Origin of the sequence: Streptomyces sp. NPDC048523 (assembly GCF_043199815.1) — a bacterium.
Classification (GTDB): domain Bacteria; phylum Actinomycetota; class Actinomycetes; order Streptomycetales; family Streptomycetaceae; genus Streptomyces.
Map to the genome: position 1 here is coordinate 1,254,411 of NZ_JBICWQ010000002.1, position 17,114 is coordinate 1,271,524.

Consider the following 17,114-nt stretch of genomic DNA (forward strand, 5'->3'; position numbering starts at 1 on the left):
GGAACGACCCGCTCACAGCCGGTAGATGTAGGCGGCATGAGCACTCGCGACGAACCCTTCTCGGACCGCTTCGACGTCTCCGGCGTCACCGCGGACGGCGCGGCCTGGCTCGCCTCGGCGGGGGCGTACCCGCGCAGCACCCTGTCGTTCTGGGACGAGCGGCCCGCCGCCCCGGTCGTCCTGCCCTGCGGCACCGCCTTCGACGTGGTCAGCGCCCCCGCGATGTTCGGACGCCGGATGCTCGACCGGCTGTGGGACGAGGGACCGGGCTCGGGCCCTGTGGCGACGCTCCGGGGCCGGATGCTGCTCTTCGCGGCCCCGGGCACGGCACAGCGGCTGCCGTCCCTGCTGCGGTGGGAGGAGTGCGGCCGTACGGCGGCGATCCCGCCGCTGCTGTGCCACGGCGCCGGCGACGCGGTGACCCTGCCGCCCCCGCTGAGCGCCGCGAAGTCGGCACTGACCTCCCGCTGGCTGGTCGCCCCGGACACCCGTCATCCCTGGCTGCCGGGCCCGGAAATCCTGCTCTGGGCGGCCGTCCGAGCGGCCCGCACCGCCGTGCGGATATCGATTTTTCCCCCAGCCGATCAGGATGCTAAGGTCTACGACGTCAGCAGGCGCCGCTAGCTCAGTTGGTTAGAGCAGCTGACTCTTAATCAGCGGGTCCGGGGTTCGAGTCCCTGGCGGCGCACGACACGGTAAGGCCCCTCGCAGCAGCGAGGGGCCTTTCGCGTGTCCGCCGGGTTAGCCGACCCCGATCTCCACATCCCACGCCCCCGTCGGAGTCCGCCCCGTCACCGTCACCCGGACGTTCTCCCCCGGGACCCTGAAGCTCTCGCCGACGTCGACGGGGGCGTCTGCGAGGGATGGGTAGACGGAGTTCTCCCAGCAGGCCTCCGTGCGGGGGTGGGCGTCGATCACCTCGATCGGGCCGCCGCCGGACGCCGCGCCGCTGTGGACGCGGTAGATGAGCACGCCCTGCCGGCAGACCGCCGCGTCGTTGCCCACCGCCGCGCGCGCCTCGAAGGCGAGCGCGCTGTCGGCCCCGGTGCGCACGACCGCGAGCTTCGTGCCGCGCCCGAGCCCGAAGATCCCGGCGCGGTCGGGCCCGGCCGCCACCGGCTCCAGCGTCAGCCGCACCGGCTTCGGCCCCCGCACGCACACCACCTGCCGCCGCTCCAGCCAGCCCAGCTTCCACTTGTGCCAGGCGAACAGATCCGGGGCCAGCCCGAACTGGCTGCCCATCAGGTCCCAGTCGCCGACGTAGGTGTCCCAGTCGCCCTTGCCGTCCATCGGCCGGTGATAGAGATCCGGCAGGTCGAAGACGTGCCCGGTCTCGTGGGCCAGCACCAGACGGTCCGGCGGGTGCTTCTCGAAGACCGTGACGACCCGGCGGATGTCCGTGCGGTCGGCCCGCAGCGGCACATCCAGGTTGACGACCTTCGTGGCGTCCGAGTCGACGCCGGGCGCGTCCGGGTCGGCGACGAAGTAGACGACGTCGTAGCGCGAGAAGTCGACCTGGTCGTCCGCCGCGGCGAGCGCGTCCCGCAGATAGGCGCCCCGGTGCTCGGCACTCCAGTCGCGCTGTATGACGTACGCCGTCGACGGGCGCGGCATCCGGATCCAGTGCCGCAGCGGGTGCGGACGCAGGGTGAAGCGGCCGTAGGAGGTGCGTTCGAAGAAGCGGGTGGTGGCCGGGAAGTGATCGGCGGTCAGCTGGGCGGGGGTGGTCAGCGGCGGGGCGTCCGGGAAGGACAGGAAGACCATCACCGCGTCGAGGGCACGGGCCGGGCGCGGATAGGCCGCGTTCCAGGTGTCCAGGCCCTCCGAGTGGTGGGCCCCGGTGCGTTCCAGGGTGCAGGGCGCCGAGGAGAAGGGTCCGGCGACCGAGGGGCCGGTGATGAGGGAGGTGGCGGCGAGGGCAGCCATGGTGGTGAACACGGCGGCGGTGCTGCGCAGTCGCGGGCGCGGCACAGTGCGCGGAAACGGGCGCGGCAACGGGACCTCCGGGAGCGGTTCACGGGACACCGCACCCAGCCTGTGTGAGTTTGGGGTAGTACGCCCTGTTTATCTGCACCGGACGAGTGAGTTGGCGTGACCTGCCGAACCGGCCGACACCCCCGAATCACTCACGGAACGTCACAACCGGTCCCGAGCCTCAAGAACCCGTCCAGCTGCGGGCAGAAACGATCTGCCAGAAGGGGTTGCCGGTCCCCCGGACCGGGCAATGGCTGGAAGGGCCCGGGGGCAGCCTCTATGATCGGCACACTTTCCTGCGCGGACAGCGATCGAGTGCACTGCGGGAGCTAGCGGTGAACGGAACGTCCGAAGGGCCGGCGCCCGCGGCAGACCTCGACGGGGCTGCCGTTACAGAGAGTGATATCGCGACACCTTTTCGTACCGAGCCGCCGTCGCATCGCGCGGCGTTCGCGGCGGCGCCGCTGGCCATGGCCGTGGTGGACCGCGAGGGCACGGTCGTCGACGCCAACCCCGCCTTCGGTGAGCTGCTCGGCGCCGTACCGGAGGAGCTGACCGGGACCCCGGCCGCCGACCTGGTGGATCTGGCCTCGGACGCGCGCACCTGGCACTCCTATCGCGAGGTGCTGCGCGGCCGTCAGGCCAAGCTGCGCTGCAAGCGGCGGCTCAAGCATCCCGACGGACATTCGATGTGGGCGCAGATCACGGTCACCCCGCTGGCCGCGGACGCCCACGGCTCACCCGGTGTCCTGCTCTCCGTCGCCGACATCACCGCCCGCCGTGAACTCCAGGCCCGGCTGCGGCACTTGCAGATGCACGACCCGGTGACCCGGCTGCCCAACCGCACGCTGTTCTTCGAGCGGCTGACGACCGCGCTGGAGCCGGAGTCGTACGAGCAGGGCGGCACGGGCCGGATCGGACTGTGCTACCTGGACCTCGACGGGTTCCAGGCCGTCAACGACACCCTCGGCCACCGGGTCGGCGACCGGCTGCTGGCCGCCGTCGCCGAGCGCCTGACGCGCTGCTCGGACGAGGCCGGTCACGGCCGGGCGACCGCTCCCCTGGTGGCGCGGCTGGGCGGCGACGAGTTCGCGCTGCTCGTCGAGGACTCCACCGGCACCGAGCAGCTCGCCGACCTCGCCGAGTCCCTGCTGAAGGCGATCCAGGCACCCTTCGACCTCTCCGGCCACCGGATGTCGGTGTCGGCGTCGATCGGGGTCGTCGAGCGGCGGGCCGAGGGCACCTCGGCGACCGGGCTGATGCAGGCCGCCGACACCACGCTGTACTGGGCCAAGGCCGACGGCCGGGACCGGTGGACGCTGTTCGACCCCGAGCGCAACGCCCACCGCATGACCCGCCAGGCCCTCGCCTCCACCCTGCGCCCGGCCATCGAGCGCGGCGAGTTCCAGCTGGAGTACCAGCCGCTGGTGGGTATGGAGGACGGCCGGCTGCGCGGGGTCGAGGCGCTGGTGCGCTGGAACCATCCGCAGTTCGGGATGCTGACGCCGAATCGGTTCATCGCACTGGCCGAGGAGGACGGCTCGATCGTCCCGCTGGGCCGCTGGATCCTGGCCACCGCCTGCCGTCAGGCCCGGCAGTGGCAGCTGGACCGCCCCGACGAGCCGCCGATCTTCGTCAGCGTCAATGTGGCGGTCCGTCAGGTCTGGGACTCCGACCTGGTCGCGGACGTGGCGCAGACCCTCGCGGAGACCGGCCTGGCCCCGCACCTGCTCCAGCTCGAACTCACCGAGTCCGCGGTGATGGGCTCGGCGGGCCGCCCGCTCCAGGCCCTGCAGGCGCTGAGCGACATGGGCGTCGGCATCGCGATCGACGACTTCGGCACCGGCTACTCGAACCTCGCCTACCTCAGCCGCCTCCCGGTCTCCGTCCTGAAACTGGACGGTTCCTTCGTCCGGGGTTTCCAGTACGAGGGCGAGGGCGTCCCCCCGAACCCGGCCGACGAGATCGTCGTCGAGGCGATGATCCAGCTCGCCCACCGTCTCGGCCTCACCGTGACGGCGGAGTGCGTCGAGACCTCGGCCCAGGCCAGCCGGCTGCGCCGCATCGGCTGCGACACCGGCCAGGGCTGGCTGTACTCGCGGCCGGTGTCGCCGGATCGTATCTCCGGGCTGATGCGTGTGAAGGCCTAGCCGACAGGCCTAGGAGACCGCAGGGGCCGTGGGCAGCCCGTAGGCGTCCGCGACGAGTTCGTACGAGCGCAGGCGTATGTCGCCGCTGTGGGCGTTGCCCGTGATCATCAGTTCGTCGGCGCCGGTGCGCTTGTGGAGGTCGTCGAGACCGGAGCGGACCTCGTCGGCGGTGCCGTGGATGACGTTCGCGTTCCAGGAGTTCGCGAACTCCTCCTCCATCGGGCTGAACTCGTAGGCCTCCGCCTCCTCGGGGGTGGGGACCAGACCGGGGCGGCCGGTGCGCAGCCGGATCATGTTGAGCGCGGCGGCGCGGACCTGGCGGCGGGCCTCCTTCTCGTCGTCGGTGGCGAGGGCGGAGACGCCGATGAGGGCGTAGGGCTCGGCGAGGACCGGGGAGGGCCGGAAGGACTCGCGGTACAGGTCCAGGGCCGGGATGGTGTTCTGCGCCGAGAAGTGGTGCGCGAAGGCGAAGGGCAGGCCGAGGGAGCCGGCCAGCTGTGCGCTGAAGCCGGAGGAGCCGAGCAGCCAGAGCGGCGGGCGGTGCGGGGACTGGACGCCGCCGGGCGAGGTGGCCTGGACGGGGCCGGGTACCGCGTGGATACGGCGGTAGGGGTGGCCGTCCGGGAAGTCGTCGTCCAGGAAGCGGGTGAGCTCGGCGAGCTGCTGGGGGAAGTCGTCGGCGCCCTCGTTGAGCCGGTCCGTGCGGCGCAGGGCGGCCGCGGTGGCGCCGTCCGTGCCCGGGGCCCGGCCGAGGCCCAGGTCGACACGGCCCGGGGCCATCGCCTCCAGCGTGCCGAACTGCTCGGCGATCACCAGCGGGGCGTGGTTGGGGAGCATGACGCCGCCCGAGCCGAGCCGGATGCGGGTGGTGTGGGCGGCGAGGTGGGCGAGGATCACCGCGGGCGAGGAGGACGCCACGCCCGGCATGGAGTGGTGCTCGGCGATCCAGTAGCGGTGGAAGCCGCGGGACTCGGTGAGCTTGGCGATGGCGACGCTGGTGCGCAGGGCGTCGGTGGCCGTGCGTCCGGCGCCGACGGTGACCAGGTCGAGCACCGAGAGAGGTACGGGGGCGGTGCCCTGTGCGGTACCTCGGATCTCGTCTTCCGCCACGGTGGGGTGCCTCCTGCTCATGAGCCGTGCGCTGTCGTCCTGACAACAACAGGAGACTGTCCCCGGTTGTTCCCGAGGGCGGTCGCGCATGTCCCCCGGAGCCCCGTCTTCCGTATCCCGTACGGCAGTTGACCGCTTGTCGCACGGGCCTCCGGGTACTCAGAGCGCACCGCCCCACAGACCGGAGGGATCGCTCATGACGCAGGAGAACACGTCGCGGCCGCCGTCGTCGGAGCTCGGACCGCTCGAACCCGGCACCGCGCAGCGCGCCCAGCTGTCCGTCCGGATAGCCGACATCGCGTGGACCGCGCTGAGTGTCGTCGCCGCCCTGTGGGTGATCCTGGCCACCATCGACGCCGTGCGCGGCTCGGGCTCGTGGGCCTACTCCACGGTGGCCCTGGTCCTGCTGGCCATCGGCCTGACGATGCGGTTGCGGGCCGTCCGCCGCCGGGACCGGATGTGACAGGGGGGTCGGCTGTGGAACGGGTCAATTCGTTTCTCGGCAAGCATCTCTGGGCCCAGGTCGTCCTTTCCCTCCTGGTCGCGTGCGCCGTGGTCCTGCTGCTGTCCCCGAAGCGCTCGATCGCCTCGGCCCTGCTGTACGTGGTGTTCGCCTCGGTCGGCGGGGTCGGCGTCATGCTCGCCGTGCGGCGCCGGGAGAAGCGGGCCGCCGGAGGCTCCGTGGACAGCCTCGTGTCGTTGGACCGGAAGCTGCGCCGGGGCGAGGTCCCCGCGGACCCGCAGGAGCGGCAGGCCATGCGCGACCTGGTCGAGGACCGCCTGCGCCGCGGCCGCCACCGGGTCGCGGCCCAGGTCGGCCTCGCCGTCATGTTCTGCGCGGTCGTGGTGGCGACGGCGCTGACCGCGAGCCTGCCGCAGACCCTCGGCATGGCGCTGTTCGCGGGGGTCTTCCTGGGCTGGCTCGTCCTCTACGGCAACCTCCAGCACCGCCGACTGCGCACCATGCGCGCGGAGCTCACCGGCGACACCCCGCAGGAGCTTCGCCGGTGAGCACCTGAAGCCGGCCGCGTCACACCTGGACGATCGGCTCCCTCGTGAACAGCGTCCCCATCGCCGGCGCGTTCACCCGGCGGTCCGTCAGCCTCAGGGCCTCCCAGACGGTGACCTGGTTCGCGGTGAGGACCGGCTTGCCCAGCTCCTTCTCCAGGGCCGGGATGTGGGTGGCCGTGTGGAGGGCGGTGTCCGGGAGGAGGACCGCCTCGGCGTCCGGGGAGTCGGCCTCCCGGGCCAGCGCGAAGATCTCCTCCTCACCCCAGGTGCCGACCTCCGCGGCGGTGATGATCCCGGCGCCGTGGACCTGGAGGACCTCGACGCCGCCCGCCCGCAGGAACTCGGCGAACAGGCCCGCCACGTCGTCCGGGTAGGTCGCCGCGACCGCCACCCGCCCGGCCTCGATCTCCTGTGCCGCGTGCACGAAGGCGAACGAGGTGGAGGAGGCGGCCATGCCGGCCGTGCGGGCCAGGGTGCGGACCTGCTCCTGGGCACCCTCCCAGCCGTGCACGAAACTGCCGCTGGTGCAGGCCCAGACGACGGACTCGGAACCCGACATGCGAAGTTCCTCCACACCCGCGGCGAGCCGCTCGGCGGTGCCCATCTCCAGGAGGGCGTCCACTCGGTGGGCGTCCGTGCCGATGTCGGTGTGGACCACGTCCAGGCGGATGTCACTGCCCAGGAGCTGTTCGATGCGCGGATAGTCGTCCTCTGCGGCATGGCCCGGGTAGAGGAATCCGAGTGCGGTCATGTCCAGCCTTCCTGCTGCTGTTCTTCGTCCGGCAGGCCCCGGACTTCCGGCAGACCCGGAATCTCCGGGCGCGCGGGCCCCGTCCTCGCCGCCGGGTCGATCAGCGCCTGGTACGGTCCCACGGCTCGGGTACCCAGTCGGCGCAACGCCGCCCACATGGTCACCTGGTTGGCCGAGATCACCGGTATGCGCAGTTCCGCCTCCAGTTGCGGGACGACGTCGTACGTCGGCAGGTTGGTGCAGCTGATGAACAGCGCCTGGGCGTCGGCCCGTACGGCCCGGTGGGCCATCTCGGAGACCTGGCGGTAGGGCACCTTCCAGATGTGCCGGGTCAGGCCCATGTAGGCGCACCCGGTGACCTGGACGCCCGCCTCGGCCACGTACTCCTCCAGCGACCTGGTCACCGACACCGTGTACGGCGTCACCAGTGCCACCCGGCTCACCCCGAGTTCGGCGAGGGCGTCCAGGAGGGCTCCGGACGTGGTCAGGGACGGGACCGCGCCCGCCCCGGTCATGGCCGCGCACATGGCCCGCTCCCCGGCGATCCCGCCGACGAAGCTGCCCGAGGTGCAGGCGTAGGCGACGACCTCGGGGGCGATGGCGTTGAGCGTGCGCACGGCCTCGTGCAGGGTCTCGTGCTCGCTGACCAGGCGGGCCAGGTCGAGGCCGACCTCGACGGGGACGTACGGGGTGCGGGTCAGATGGAGCGAGATCCCGTCGGGGACCCAGCGCCACAGCTCGCGGTCGAGCGCGAAGTCGAAGGGGGCGACGACACCGACACCGCGTTGCGGGCGTGGACCACCCAGAAAGGAAACGTCCATGGCAGAACCGGCCTCACGGTGAGAGACGGAAGGACAGCGGAACGTGCACAACGCCTGTGTTGACGAAGGTAGGTTCGGGTGCGAGCGTGGTCAATCCGCCCACGTCAGACACTGGGCCGTCCCCGGAGAAACGGTGCCTGGATGTCCGTCCCCACCCTTCTGGTCCTGGACGCCGATCCCCCGCCGAGGCTCGGCAGCCTCACCGGCCGGGCCCGGATCGTGCACGCGGACGCGTCCACGCTCGCCGAGCGGCTGCCGTTCGCCGACGTGCTGCTGGTGTGGGACTTCACCTCGACCGCGGTGCGCGACGCCTGGCCGGGCGAGGGGCCCCGGCCGCGCTGGGTGCACACGGCGAGCGCGGGCGTGGACCACCTGATGTGCCCCGAACTCGTCGCCTCCGACACGAGGGTGACCAACGCGCGCGGTGTCTTCGACCGGCCGATCGCCGAGTACGTCGCCGCGCTGGTCCTCACGATGGCCAAGGACCTGCCCCGGACCCTCGAGCTCCAGCGGGAGGGCGTGTGGCGGCACCGGGAGTCCCAGCGGGTGGCCGGCACACGCGCGTGCGTGGTGGGTTCCGGGCCCATCGGGCGGGCGATCGTCGCCACCCTCAAGGCGCTCGGCGTCACCACCGCCCTGGTCGGCCGCCGTTCCCGTACCGGGATCCACGGCCCCGACGACCTCGACCGGCTGATGGCCCGCGCCGACTGGGTGATCGCCGCCGCCCCGCTCACCGCGGAGACGCACGGCATGTTCGACGCCCGCCGCTTCGGGATGATGCAGCCCTCGGCCCGGTTCATCAACATCGGGCGGGGCCAACTCGTCGTGGAGGACGCCCTGGTGGAGGCGCTCACCAAGCGGTGGATCGCCGGGGCCGCCCTCGACGTCTTCGCCACCGAACCCCTGCCGCCGGAGAGCCCGTTGTGGCGGGTGCCGGGCCTGATCGTGTCCCCGCACATGAGCGGTGACACCGTCGGCTGGCGCGATGAACTCGGCGCGCAGTTCGTGGAGATGTACGACCGCTGGGAGGCGGGCAGATCACTCACCAACGTGGTCGACAAGCAACGCGGGTACGTGCCGGGGCACTGAACGTCGAGCGGAGGGGCACATGCAGGACCTCACCGAACTGACCGCCGTACAACTCGTCGAGGGCTACCGCAAGGGCGAGTTCAGCCCCGTGGAGGCGACCCGGGCGGCGCTCGACCGGGCCGAGCTGATCCAGCCGGAGGTGAACGCGTTCGTACGCGTGACCGGCGAGGAGGCCCTGGCGCAGGCCCGCGCGTCGGCGGAACGCTGGCGGCGCGGGGAGCCGTCCGGCGCGGTGGACGGCGTCCCGGTCACGGTGAAGGACATCCTGCTGATGCGCGGCGTCCCGACGCTGAAGGGCTCCAGGACCATCTCGGAGAGCGGCAGTTGGGACGAGGACGCGCCGTCCGTCGCCAGACTGCGCGAGCAGGGCGCCGTGTTCCTCGGCAGGACGACCACCCCGGAGTTCGGCTGGAAGGGCGTCACGGACTCGCCGCTGACGGGCGTGACCCGCAATCCCCACGACCCGTCACGCACCGCGGGCGGCTCCAGCGGGGGTGCCGCGGCGGCCGTGGCGCTCGGTGCGGGGCCGCTCGCGCTCGGCACGGACGGCGGGGGCAGTGTCCGCATCCCGGCCGCGTTCTGCGGGGTCTTCGGCCTCAAGCCGACGTACGGCCGGGTGCCGCTGTACCCGGCGAGCGCCTTCGGCACCCTCGCCCACGTCGGCCCGATGACCCGTGACGCGGCCGACGCCGCGCTGCTCCTCGACGTCATCGGGGTGCCGGACTCCCGTGACTGGTCGGCGCTGGGTCCGGCGGCCGGACCGTACACGGCGGCCCTGTCGGGCGGGGTACGGGGTCTGCGGGTCGCGTACTCCCCCTCCCTCGGCGGCCAGGTGGCGGTACAGCCCGGCGTCGCGGCCGCGGTCCGCCGGGCCGTGGAACGCCTCGCCGGACTCGGCGCGTACGTCACCGAGACCGACCCCGACTTCGCCGACCCGGTGGACGCCTTCCACACCCTGTGGTTCAGCGGGGCGGCCCGGGTGACCCAGCATCTCGGGCCGCGTCAGCGGGAGTTGCTGGACCCGGGGCTCCGGGAGATCCGCGAGCTCGGGGCGGGCATGAGCGCGCTCGACTATCTCGCCGCGGTGGACGTGCGGATGGAACTCGGGCGACGGATGGGCCGCTTCCACGACTCCTACGATCTGCTGGTGACCCCGGCCCTGCCGATCACGGCGTTCGAGGCGGGCACGGAGGTCCCCAAAGGCTCGGGGCATCGCCGCTGGACGGGGTGGACGCCGTTCACGTACCCCTTCAACATGACGCAGCAGCCGGCGGCGAGCGTGCCCGTCGGCACGGACGGCGACGGACTGCCGGTGGGACTCCAGATCGTGGCGGCCCGGCACCGGGACGACCTGGTACTGCGGGCGGCGCACGCGCTGTACGAGGCGGGGGCCGCGGGGATCGCGCCGCCCGTCTCAGCCCACGAGGGCCACGTACAGGGGTGAGCCCGGCAGGACCCGTGAGATGGGTCGCGGAGCCGCCCAGGCCGATCACGGTACGTCCGTCCAGGCCGCCGAAGAACACCGTCGAACTGTCGTCGCGGCCGCAGTCGGCCAACGGCCCCCACTGGACGGGGAGTCGGCGATCCCCCGATCTCGTCGGTGCGGCTCGCCTCGAACGACGTGGCGAAGGACCGCAGGTCAGGAACCGCTCCCGTCCGGCGCCCGGGCCGTCGCTACGCCCGGCAAAAGCGGAGACTCTCGCCGAGTGCGCCCGATCGCCAGAGATCGTTGCAGCCCTCGGCGAGGGCGTCCAGCCCCTCCACCACCTGGCCCCAGACGATCCCCGGCACCCAGCCCACATCGCCGTTCAGGAGCAGGTTGTTGCGTTCGTAGAACAGGGCCAGGTCCACCAGTGTCGTGTCCGCGCGCACCTCGCGGTCGTAACCGTGGGACGCGGTGCCCAGCTGCGTACCCGCGAAGGAGAAATAGCAGAGATCTCCGGGAATCGGGGTAACTGTCGGATTTTCCAGGGGCGGTTCCGATTCCGCGAAGGGCGGGAAAAGGGCGTAGATCTCGTTGCGCGCGTACTTGGCGTGATAGACGTCACCGGCGAGCGGGAGGGCGTCCCATACGGCCGCGCAGGTGATCGGCGCCCGGTCGTCGAGGAGCTTTGCCGTCGCGGTGATCTCCCGCTCGACCAGCGAGACTTCGATATAGCGGTCAGCCATGCATTCCATGGTCCCCCGCCGGTCAAGAGCGCCTTCGCGTGAAACGGGGCTCGAATCGAGCCGCATAAGTCACATCCGGTCGGGTAGCCGCGCCGCCATGGCTCCACCACTGGAACACGGCGAACACATATCCGGGACCTCCCGCCGATCGCTGCTCGCGGGGGTGGCGGCGCTCGGTGCGCTGGGCGCGGCCGGCTGCTCACGCGTGGCCACCGCTTCGACCGAGGGAGGCGGCGACCTCCTCGACCGGCTGAGGGCGGCCGGTGTCGTTCGGCTGGGAATCGCCGGTGAGATCCCCTTCGGATATATCGACAGGAACGGCGAACTGACGGGCGAGGCACCCGAATTGGCGTCGGCCATCTTCAAGCGGCTCGGGGTGGACAGGGTGCAGCCCGTGCCGACGGACTTCGGCTCACTCATCCCGGGGCTGAAGTCGCAGCAGTTCGATGTCGTGGCCGCCGGGATGTATGTGACACCCGAGCGCTGCGAACAAGTCATCTTCGCCGACCCCGACTATCAGATCCAGGACTCCTTCGTCGTGAAGAAGGGGAATCCGCTGGGCCTGCACAACTACGAGGACGTCGTGCGGAAGAAGGCGAGGTTCTGCACCTCGACCGGGAACGCGCAGATCGGGTATGTCGTCGAGGCGGGGTACCGGAGGAGCGACATCCTGCTGGTCCCCGACCAGGTGGCAGGCCTGAACGCCGTGGAGGCGGGGCGGGTCGACGTGTTCGCCGGCACCGCGGTCACCACCCGTGCCGTGGTGAGGAAGTCCCGCAAGGCCGAGGCGACGAAGCCGTTCTCCGCGATCGTGGACGGCAAACCGCACATTGACGGCGGCGCGTTCGCCTTCCGGCCGACCGAGACGAATCTGCGGGACGCCTTCAACGTCGAGCTGCGCGCGCTGAAGAAGAGCGGGGAGGTGCTCCGGATCCTGAAGCGCTTCGGGTTCACCGAGACGGAGATGACGAACCTCACCGCGAAGGAGCTGTGCGCGGGAGGAGGTGCCGTATGACCTCGGGACTGTGGGAACTCGTCCTCAAGGGCATCTGGACGACCGTCCAGCTGCTGGTGTTCAGCTCCCTGCTCGCCGCCGCCGTGTCCTTCGTGGTCGGCGTCGCGCGCACCCACCGGCTGTGGATCGTCCGCTTTCTCGCGGGCTTCTACACCGAGGTGTTCCGCGGGACCTCGGCGCTGGTGATGATCTTCTGGGTGTTCTTCGTGCTGCCCCCGGCCTTCGGCTGGCAGCTGGTGCCGATGTGGGCGGGCACGCTCGCGCTCGGACTGACCTACGGTGCGTACGGCTCCGAGATCGTGCGCGGGGCGCTCAAGGCGGTCGACCCGGCCCAGCAGGAGGGCGGGATCGCGCTGAGCTTCACCCCCTGGCAGCGGATGCGGCTGATCCTGCTGCCGCAGGCGGTGCCGGAGATGATCCCGCCGTTCTCCAACCTGCTGATCGAGCTGCTCAAGGGCACCGCGCTGGTGTCCGTGATGGGCATGGGCGACCTGGCCTTCAGCGGCAATCTGGTGCGGCTCGCGCTCCAGGAGAGCGCCGGGATCTACACGTATCTGCTGCTCATCTACTTCGTGATCGCCTTCCTGCTCACCCGGCTGATGCGGGGCCTGGAGAAGAAGCTCAAGGCGGGGGTCGGCAAGGAACCCGTGCGTGAGGTGCAGGTGCCCCAGCCCGTCGGAGGTGGTGTCGGATGACCTGGGACTGGAGTGCCGTGAGCGACTTCATGCCGCAGTTCTGGGACGGTCTGCTGGTCACCCTGCAGGCCCTCGCGCTCGGCTCGCTGATCTCCTTCGCGCTCGGCCTGGTGTGGGCGCTGCTGATGCGCGCGCCCTCACGGTTCGTGCGCTGGCCGGTCGGGGTGGTCACGGAGTTCGTGCGCAACACCCCGCTGCTGGTCCAGCTGTTCTTCCTCTTCTACGTGCTGCCCGAGTGGGGTGTGACCCTCTCGGCGCTGGCCACCGGTGTCATCGGGATCGGGCTGCACTACTCGACGTACACCATGCAGGTCTACCGGGCCGGCATCGAGGCGGTGCCGGCCGGCCAGTGGGAGGCGGCGACGGCGCTGAACCTGCCGCGGATCAGGACCTGGCAGGTGGTGATCCTGCCGCAGGCGATCCGCCGGGTCGTGCCGGCCCTCGGCAACTACGTGATCTCGATGCTCAAGGACACACCGATGCTGATGGTCATCACGGTGCTGGAGATGCTCGGCCAGGCGCGGCTGTTCGCCCAGGAGCACTTCCAGTTCACCGAGCCGCTGACCGTGATCGGCGTGGCCTTCATCGTCATCTCGTATCTGGCCTCCCTTCTTCTGCGATCCCTGGAGCGACGTCTTGTCCGCTGACACCCCTTTGACGGCAGAACCCGACGTGAACACCAACCCGCCGGTCGACGGCAGTGAGCTGATCCGCTTCGAGGACGTGACCAAGCGCTTCGGGTCGAACACGGTCCTGGACCGGCTGAACTTCTCCGTGGACTCCGGCAAGCACGTGACGCTGATCGGGCCCTCCGGGTCCGGCAAGACCACGATCCTGCGGATGCTGATGACGCTGACCAAGCCCGACGAGGGCACGGTCACGGTGGGCGGGGAGAAGCTGTTCCCGGCGCCGGAGAAGCAGCTGCGCGAGGTGCGCAAGAAGATCGGGATGGTCTTCCAGCAGTTCAACCTGTTCCCGAACATGACGGTCCTGCGCAACATCACCGAGGCGCCCGTCACCGTGCTCGGCCTGTCCAAGGACGAGGCGGAGGCACGCGCGCGTGAACTGCTCGACCTGGTGGGGCTCGCCGACAAGGCCGGGGCCCGGCCGACGCAGCTGTCCGGCGGACAGCAGCAGCGGGTGGCGATCGCGCGGGCGCTGGCCATGCGGCCGCAGGTCCTGCTGCTCGACGAGGTGACCTCGGCGCTCGACCCGGAGCTCGTCGCCGGGGTCCTCGACGTGCTGCGGGACATCGCCCGCACCACCGACATCACGATGCTCTGTGTGACCCACGAGATGAACTTCGCCCGGGACATCTCCGACCAGGTCCTGATGTTCGACTCGGGCCGCATCATCGAGTCGGGCACACCGGAGAAGATCTTCAGCGACCCCGAGCGGGACCGCACGCGGGAATTTCTGAGCGCGGTTCTCTGACTCCAAGAGGTGAACAGAGTTCAACCTTCGAGGTCCCGGACCCGGGTCATGTCACTGGCATATGCCAGTGTGCCAGCGCCCCTGCTGAGAGGGCCCGACCCGGGGACGGAATCTCGTCAACCGCCGCTCACTACAAGCCTTTTGCCGGTTATCGTGGAAGGGATCGCTGTCTGGATTACGGCCCAGTAGTAGTGCGACCGAGCGAGCGCAGGGGGAACACCGTGGCGCTGAAGCACGAACCGACCGCGCCGTACCACTCCGCCCAGGACGCACTGCGCGTCCTGGAGACCGTGGCACGGCACACCACCGGAGTCACCGACACCGAACTCGCCCGAACCACCGGCCTCGCCCCGGAGCGACTGACCGCGCTCCTGAGGATGCTGCGCCGCGAGGGATACGTCGAGCAGGTCGCCGACGGCGCGTATGTGACGGGCGAGGCCCTGACCAGGCTCAGCTCCACCCACGAACGCGACCAGGCCGTGCGCGACAAACTCCAGCGCACCCTCGACGAACTGCGCGACGCGATCGGCGCGGCCGTCTACATCAGCCGGTACGTCGACGGCGAGGTCACCATCTCCCAGTACGCCGACGGTCCCGCGACCCCGGCGGTCAACGAGTGGGTGGACTTCCGCTCCTCGGCCCACGCCACCGCCCTCGGCAAGAGCCTGCTCAGCCAGCTCGACCACAACGGCCGCCGCGACCATCTCTCCCGGCACCGCATGACCCGGCTCACCTCGCGGACCATCACCAGCGACAAGCTGCTCCTCTCCCGCCTGGAGGCCCAGCCGCCGACGGTCCCCCACCTCGACCTCCAGGAGTACGCGGTGGGCACGGTGTGCGCGGCGGTGCCGATCACGGCGGGGTCGTCGGTGGGATGCCTCGCGCTGTCCCTGCCGCTCGACCAGGCACATCGCCTGCGCCAGGCGACGGACCGACTGAACAGGGGGGCGGCACCGGTCCTCCTGTCCCTGGCGATCTAGGAGCGGGGCAGGAGGTGGTCGGTCGGTGGTCATGAGCACCCCTGGGGACCGGGTAGTATTTTCTCGTCGCCAGCCGCCGAGAGGCGGACGGCGAGGGTCATGCGCCGCTAGCTCAGTTGGTTAGAGCAGCTGACTCTTAATCAGCGGGTCCGGGGTTCGAGTCCCTGGCGGCGCACCAATGAAGGGCCTCTCGTGGGAGCGAGGGGCCCTTCGGCGTTTCCCAGGGTCGGCCGGGGGTCTGGGAGTCGCATCAGCGGGTCCGGGGTTCGAGTCCCTGGCGGCGCACCCGGGCGAGGGGCCCTTCCGCGTGATCCAGTCGCTGGTACGTCCGCGTCCCCGGCGGCCGCCACCACACCGGGTCCGCGCACCGCACGCCCTCTTTCCTGAGCAGCGCTCGGTGGATCTTGTTCGTGGCGGTGACCGGCATCCGCTCCACCACCCGCACGAACCGGGGCGCCATCTTCGTGCCGAGATCGGGCTGGGCTTCCAGGAACTCCGCGAAGGACAGCGGATCGAAGGTCCCCGCGATCGTCGCCATCACCTGGTCCCCGGTGACCGGATCCGGCACCGCGTACACGGCGACGGCCACCGCCCCCTCGTAGCGCGCGAGGATGTTCTCGATCATCGCGGCGGCCAGGTTCTCGCCGTCCACGCGGAGCCGGTCGTCGGTGCGGCCCGCGAAGTAGAGGTAGCCGTCGGTGTCCCGGTAGAAGAGGTCGCCGGTCCAGTACCAGCCTCCCCGGCGACGCTCGGCCTCCGCCGCCGGATTGCGCCAGTACCCCTCGAAGGGGTTCGGGGCCCGGTTCACCAGCTCCCCTATCGCCTCGTCCCCGTTCAGCAGCCGCCCGGCCGCGTCGAACCGTGCGGTCGGGCACTCCCGGCCCGTCTCCTGGTCGAGTACGACGAGCCCGGGCCCCGCCCGCCCGACCGCGCCCGGCGGAGTCCCCGGCGCCCACTGGATCGCCGCGCCGCCCTCGGAGGACCCGTACCCCTCGACCAGCCGCACCCCGAACCGCCGCTCGAAGGCCGCCGCGTCCACCGCCCCCGCCTCCGTGCCGAAGCCGAGCCGCAGCGGGTTGTCCCGGTCGTCCGTGCGCTCCTCGGTGGCCAGGACGTACTGGATCGCCCGGCCGACATAGGTGAAGTACGTCGCCCCGTACGCACGCACGTCCGCCAGGAACCCCGACGCCGAGAACCGCCGCCTCAGCGCCACCCCCGCCCCGGTCGCCAGCGCGGGCACCCAGTCGGCGATCACCGCGTTGCCGTGGAACATCGGCATGCAGATGTAGTGCACCCCGTCGGGCCCGAGCCGGAACTGGTCGGCCAGAGACCTCCCCGCCGCGGCCAGCCGGCCCTGGGAGCACAGTGCCGCCTTGGGGGCGCCGGTCGAACCGGAGGTGAAGTAGAGGAGCAGCCGGTCGTCGGGGGCGGCACGGGAGGCATCCGGTTCGGCGCCGGCGTAGGGCGCGAGCAGGGTGTCGTACTCCTCGGTGCCGGTCACCAGCAGTCGGACGCCGGGGAGGTCGAGGCCCCGCAGCAAGGGCAGGTGGGCCGCCTCGGTGATCAGCAGACGGCACTCGGTGTGCACGATGTCACGGGCCAGTTCGGCGCCCCGCCGGGTGGGGTTGACCCCGGCGACGGCGACCCGGGCGAGCGCGGCGGCGCCCAGCCACAGCGGGTACTCGGGGGTGTTGTCGAGCAGTACACCGATGTGGGCCCCGGCGCCCGGCAGCAGGTCGGTGAGCAGTGCCGCCCGGGCGGCGGCGCCCGCGGCGACCTCGTGGTGGGTGAGCACCCGCTCCTCGAACCACAGCCCGGGCCGGTGGTCACCCCACCGCCCGGCGACGAGCTCCGCGACCGTACGCCTCCTGGAGTCCATGGAGGCGTACGGTAATTGACGGGCCGTCAGATGTGG

The 17,114-nt window shown here is 71.2% G+C and carries 17 protein-coding genes, 2 tRNA genes and 1 pseudogene; 13 read left to right on the forward strand and 7 right to left on the reverse strand.

Annotation, left to right across the window (positions count from 1 at the left end):
* Nucleotides 1–36 precede the first annotated feature (36 nt).
* Both ACGFWE_RS14705 and ACGFWE_RS14710 read left to right on the forward strand, forming a co-directional pair.
* A complete protein-coding gene (locus tag ACGFWE_RS14705; RefSeq protein WP_393600089.1) occupies nt 37–624 on the forward strand; it encodes a bifunctional DNA primase/polymerase in 588 nt (195 codons plus the stop codon).
* Nucleotides 615–688, forward strand: a tRNA-Lys gene (locus ACGFWE_RS14710). Before ACGFWE_RS14705 ends, ACGFWE_RS14710 begins: the two co-directional genes overlap by 10 nt.
* A gap of 53 nt (nt 689–741) precedes the next feature.
* Here ACGFWE_RS14710 and ACGFWE_RS14715 read toward each other — a convergent pair.
* On the reverse strand, nt 742–2,025 hold the full coding sequence (locus tag ACGFWE_RS14715; RefSeq protein WP_393600090.1) for a M6 family metalloprotease domain-containing protein: 1,284 nt from the start codon (nt 2,023–2,025) through the stop codon (nt 742–744).
* A gap of 284 nt (nt 2,026–2,309) precedes the next feature.
* Here ACGFWE_RS14715 and ACGFWE_RS14720 point away from each other — a divergent pair, with 284 nt between their 5' ends.
* Nucleotides 2,310–4,124 (forward strand): putative bifunctional diguanylate cyclase/phosphodiesterase, encoded by a 1,815-nt coding sequence (locus ACGFWE_RS14720; RefSeq protein ID WP_393600091.1) that lies wholly within the window; start codon nt 2,310–2,312, stop codon nt 4,122–4,124.
* A gap of 9 nt (nt 4,125–4,133) precedes the next feature.
* Here the strand turns inward: ACGFWE_RS14720 and ACGFWE_RS14725 are convergent, their stop codons facing one another.
* Nucleotides 4,134–5,255 (reverse strand): LLM class flavin-dependent oxidoreductase, encoded by a 1,122-nt coding sequence (locus tag ACGFWE_RS14725; protein WP_352391316.1) that lies wholly within the window; start codon nt 5,253–5,255, stop codon nt 4,134–4,136.
* 175 nt (nt 5,256–5,430) lie between these two features.
* On the opposite strand from ACGFWE_RS14725, the gene ACGFWE_RS14730 reads away from it, so the two are divergent.
* Nucleotides 5,431–5,697 carry a hypothetical protein gene (locus ACGFWE_RS14730; protein ID WP_352391315.1) on the forward strand — a complete coding sequence of 89 codons (267 nt, stop codon included), beginning with the start codon at nt 5,431–5,433 and terminating at the stop codon, nt 5,695–5,697.
* Between the two features lie 14 nt (nt 5,698–5,711).
* A complete protein-coding gene (locus tag ACGFWE_RS14735; protein ID WP_393600092.1) occupies nt 5,712–6,245 on the forward strand; it encodes a hypothetical protein in 534 nt (177 codons plus the stop codon).
* Nucleotides 6,246–6,264: 19 nt separating this feature from the next.
* Here ACGFWE_RS14735 and ACGFWE_RS14740 read toward each other — a convergent pair whose 3' ends face one another.
* Nucleotides 6,265–6,996 carry a decarboxylase gene (locus ACGFWE_RS14740; protein ID WP_352391313.1) on the reverse strand — a complete coding sequence of 244 codons (732 nt, stop codon included), beginning with the start codon at nt 6,994–6,996 and terminating at the stop codon, nt 6,265–6,267.
* Nucleotides 6,993–7,817, reverse strand: a complete 825-nt coding sequence (locus tag ACGFWE_RS14745) for an aspartate/glutamate racemase family protein (protein ID WP_352391312.1) — start codon at nt 7,815–7,817, stop codon at nt 6,993–6,995. Before ACGFWE_RS14745 ends, ACGFWE_RS14740 begins: the two co-directional genes overlap by 4 nt.
* Nucleotides 7,818–7,958: 141 nt before the next feature.
* Between ACGFWE_RS14745 and ACGFWE_RS14750 the strand changes: the two genes are divergently transcribed.
* Together ACGFWE_RS14750 and ACGFWE_RS14755 are read left to right on the forward strand one after the other, a co-directional pair.
* Nucleotides 7,959–8,906 carry a D-2-hydroxyacid dehydrogenase gene (locus ACGFWE_RS14750; protein WP_393600093.1) on the forward strand — a complete coding sequence of 316 codons (948 nt, stop codon included), beginning with the start codon at nt 7,959–7,961 and terminating at the stop codon, nt 8,904–8,906.
* A gap of 19 nt (nt 8,907–8,925) precedes the next feature.
* Nucleotides 8,926–10,350, forward strand: coding sequence for an amidase (locus ACGFWE_RS14755; protein ID WP_393600094.1), 1,425 nt, complete (start codon nt 8,926–8,928; stop codon nt 10,348–10,350).
* A 19-nt stretch (nt 10,351–10,369) separates the two neighbouring features.
* Here ACGFWE_RS14755 and ACGFWE_RS14760 read toward each other — a convergent pair.
* Both ACGFWE_RS14760 and ACGFWE_RS14765 read right to left on the reverse strand, forming a co-directional pair.
* Nucleotides 10,370–10,633 (reverse strand): annotated as a pseudogene (locus ACGFWE_RS14760) (DUF7019 family protein); the annotation flags it as partial.
* The gene (locus ACGFWE_RS14765) at nt 10,581–11,075 is read right to left on the reverse strand and encodes a DUF3830 family protein (protein WP_352391309.1); all 495 of its coding nucleotides are present in this window, start codon (nt 11,073–11,075) and stop codon (nt 10,581–10,583) included. The gene ACGFWE_RS14765 and the pseudogene ACGFWE_RS14760, both read right to left, overlap by 53 nt.
* Before the next feature lie 97 nt (nt 11,076–11,172).
* Between ACGFWE_RS14765 and ehuB the strand changes: the two genes are divergently transcribed.
* The 6 genes from ehuB to ACGFWE_RS14795 all read left to right on the forward strand — a co-directional run bounded on the left by ehuB (nt 11,173) and on the right by ACGFWE_RS14795 (nt 15,377).
* Nucleotides 11,173–12,090, forward strand: coding sequence for an ectoine/hydroxyectoine ABC transporter substrate-binding protein EhuB (gene ehuB / locus ACGFWE_RS14770; protein ID WP_352391308.1), 918 nt, complete (start codon nt 11,173–11,175; stop codon nt 12,088–12,090).
* The gene (ehuC, locus tag ACGFWE_RS14775) at nt 12,087–12,785 is read left to right on the forward strand and encodes an ectoine/hydroxyectoine ABC transporter permease subunit EhuC (protein WP_393600095.1); all 699 of its coding nucleotides are present in this window, start codon (nt 12,087–12,089) and stop codon (nt 12,783–12,785) included. Before ehuB ends, ehuC begins: the two co-directional genes overlap by 4 nt.
* Nucleotides 12,782–13,432: an ectoine/hydroxyectoine ABC transporter permease subunit EhuD gene (gene ehuD / locus ACGFWE_RS14780; protein WP_393600096.1), complete on the forward strand. Its 651-nt coding sequence runs from the start codon at nt 12,782–12,784 to the stop codon at nt 13,430–13,432. Before ehuC ends, ehuD begins: the two co-directional genes overlap by 4 nt.
* Nucleotides 13,422–14,219 carry an ectoine/hydroxyectoine ABC transporter ATP-binding protein EhuA gene (gene ehuA, locus ACGFWE_RS14785; protein ID WP_393600097.1) on the forward strand — a complete coding sequence of 266 codons (798 nt, stop codon included), beginning with the start codon at nt 13,422–13,424 and terminating at the stop codon, nt 14,217–14,219. Before ehuD ends, ehuA begins: the two co-directional genes overlap by 11 nt.
* Before the next feature lie 221 nt (nt 14,220–14,440).
* Nucleotides 14,441–15,199, forward strand: a complete 759-nt coding sequence (locus tag ACGFWE_RS14790; RefSeq protein ID WP_352391304.1) for an IclR family transcriptional regulator C-terminal domain-containing protein — start codon at nt 14,441–14,443, stop codon at nt 15,197–15,199.
* 101 nt (nt 15,200–15,300) lie between these two features.
* Nucleotides 15,301–15,377, forward strand: a tRNA-Lys gene (locus ACGFWE_RS14795).
* A gap of 72 nt (nt 15,378–15,449) precedes the next feature.
* On the opposite strand, the gene ACGFWE_RS14800 is transcribed toward ACGFWE_RS14795, so the two are convergent.
* Nucleotides 15,450–17,078: a long-chain-fatty-acid--CoA ligase gene (locus ACGFWE_RS14800; protein WP_393600098.1), complete on the reverse strand. Its 1,629-nt coding sequence runs from the start codon at nt 17,076–17,078 to the stop codon at nt 15,450–15,452.
* Between the last annotated feature and the right edge of the window lie 36 nt (nt 17,079–17,114).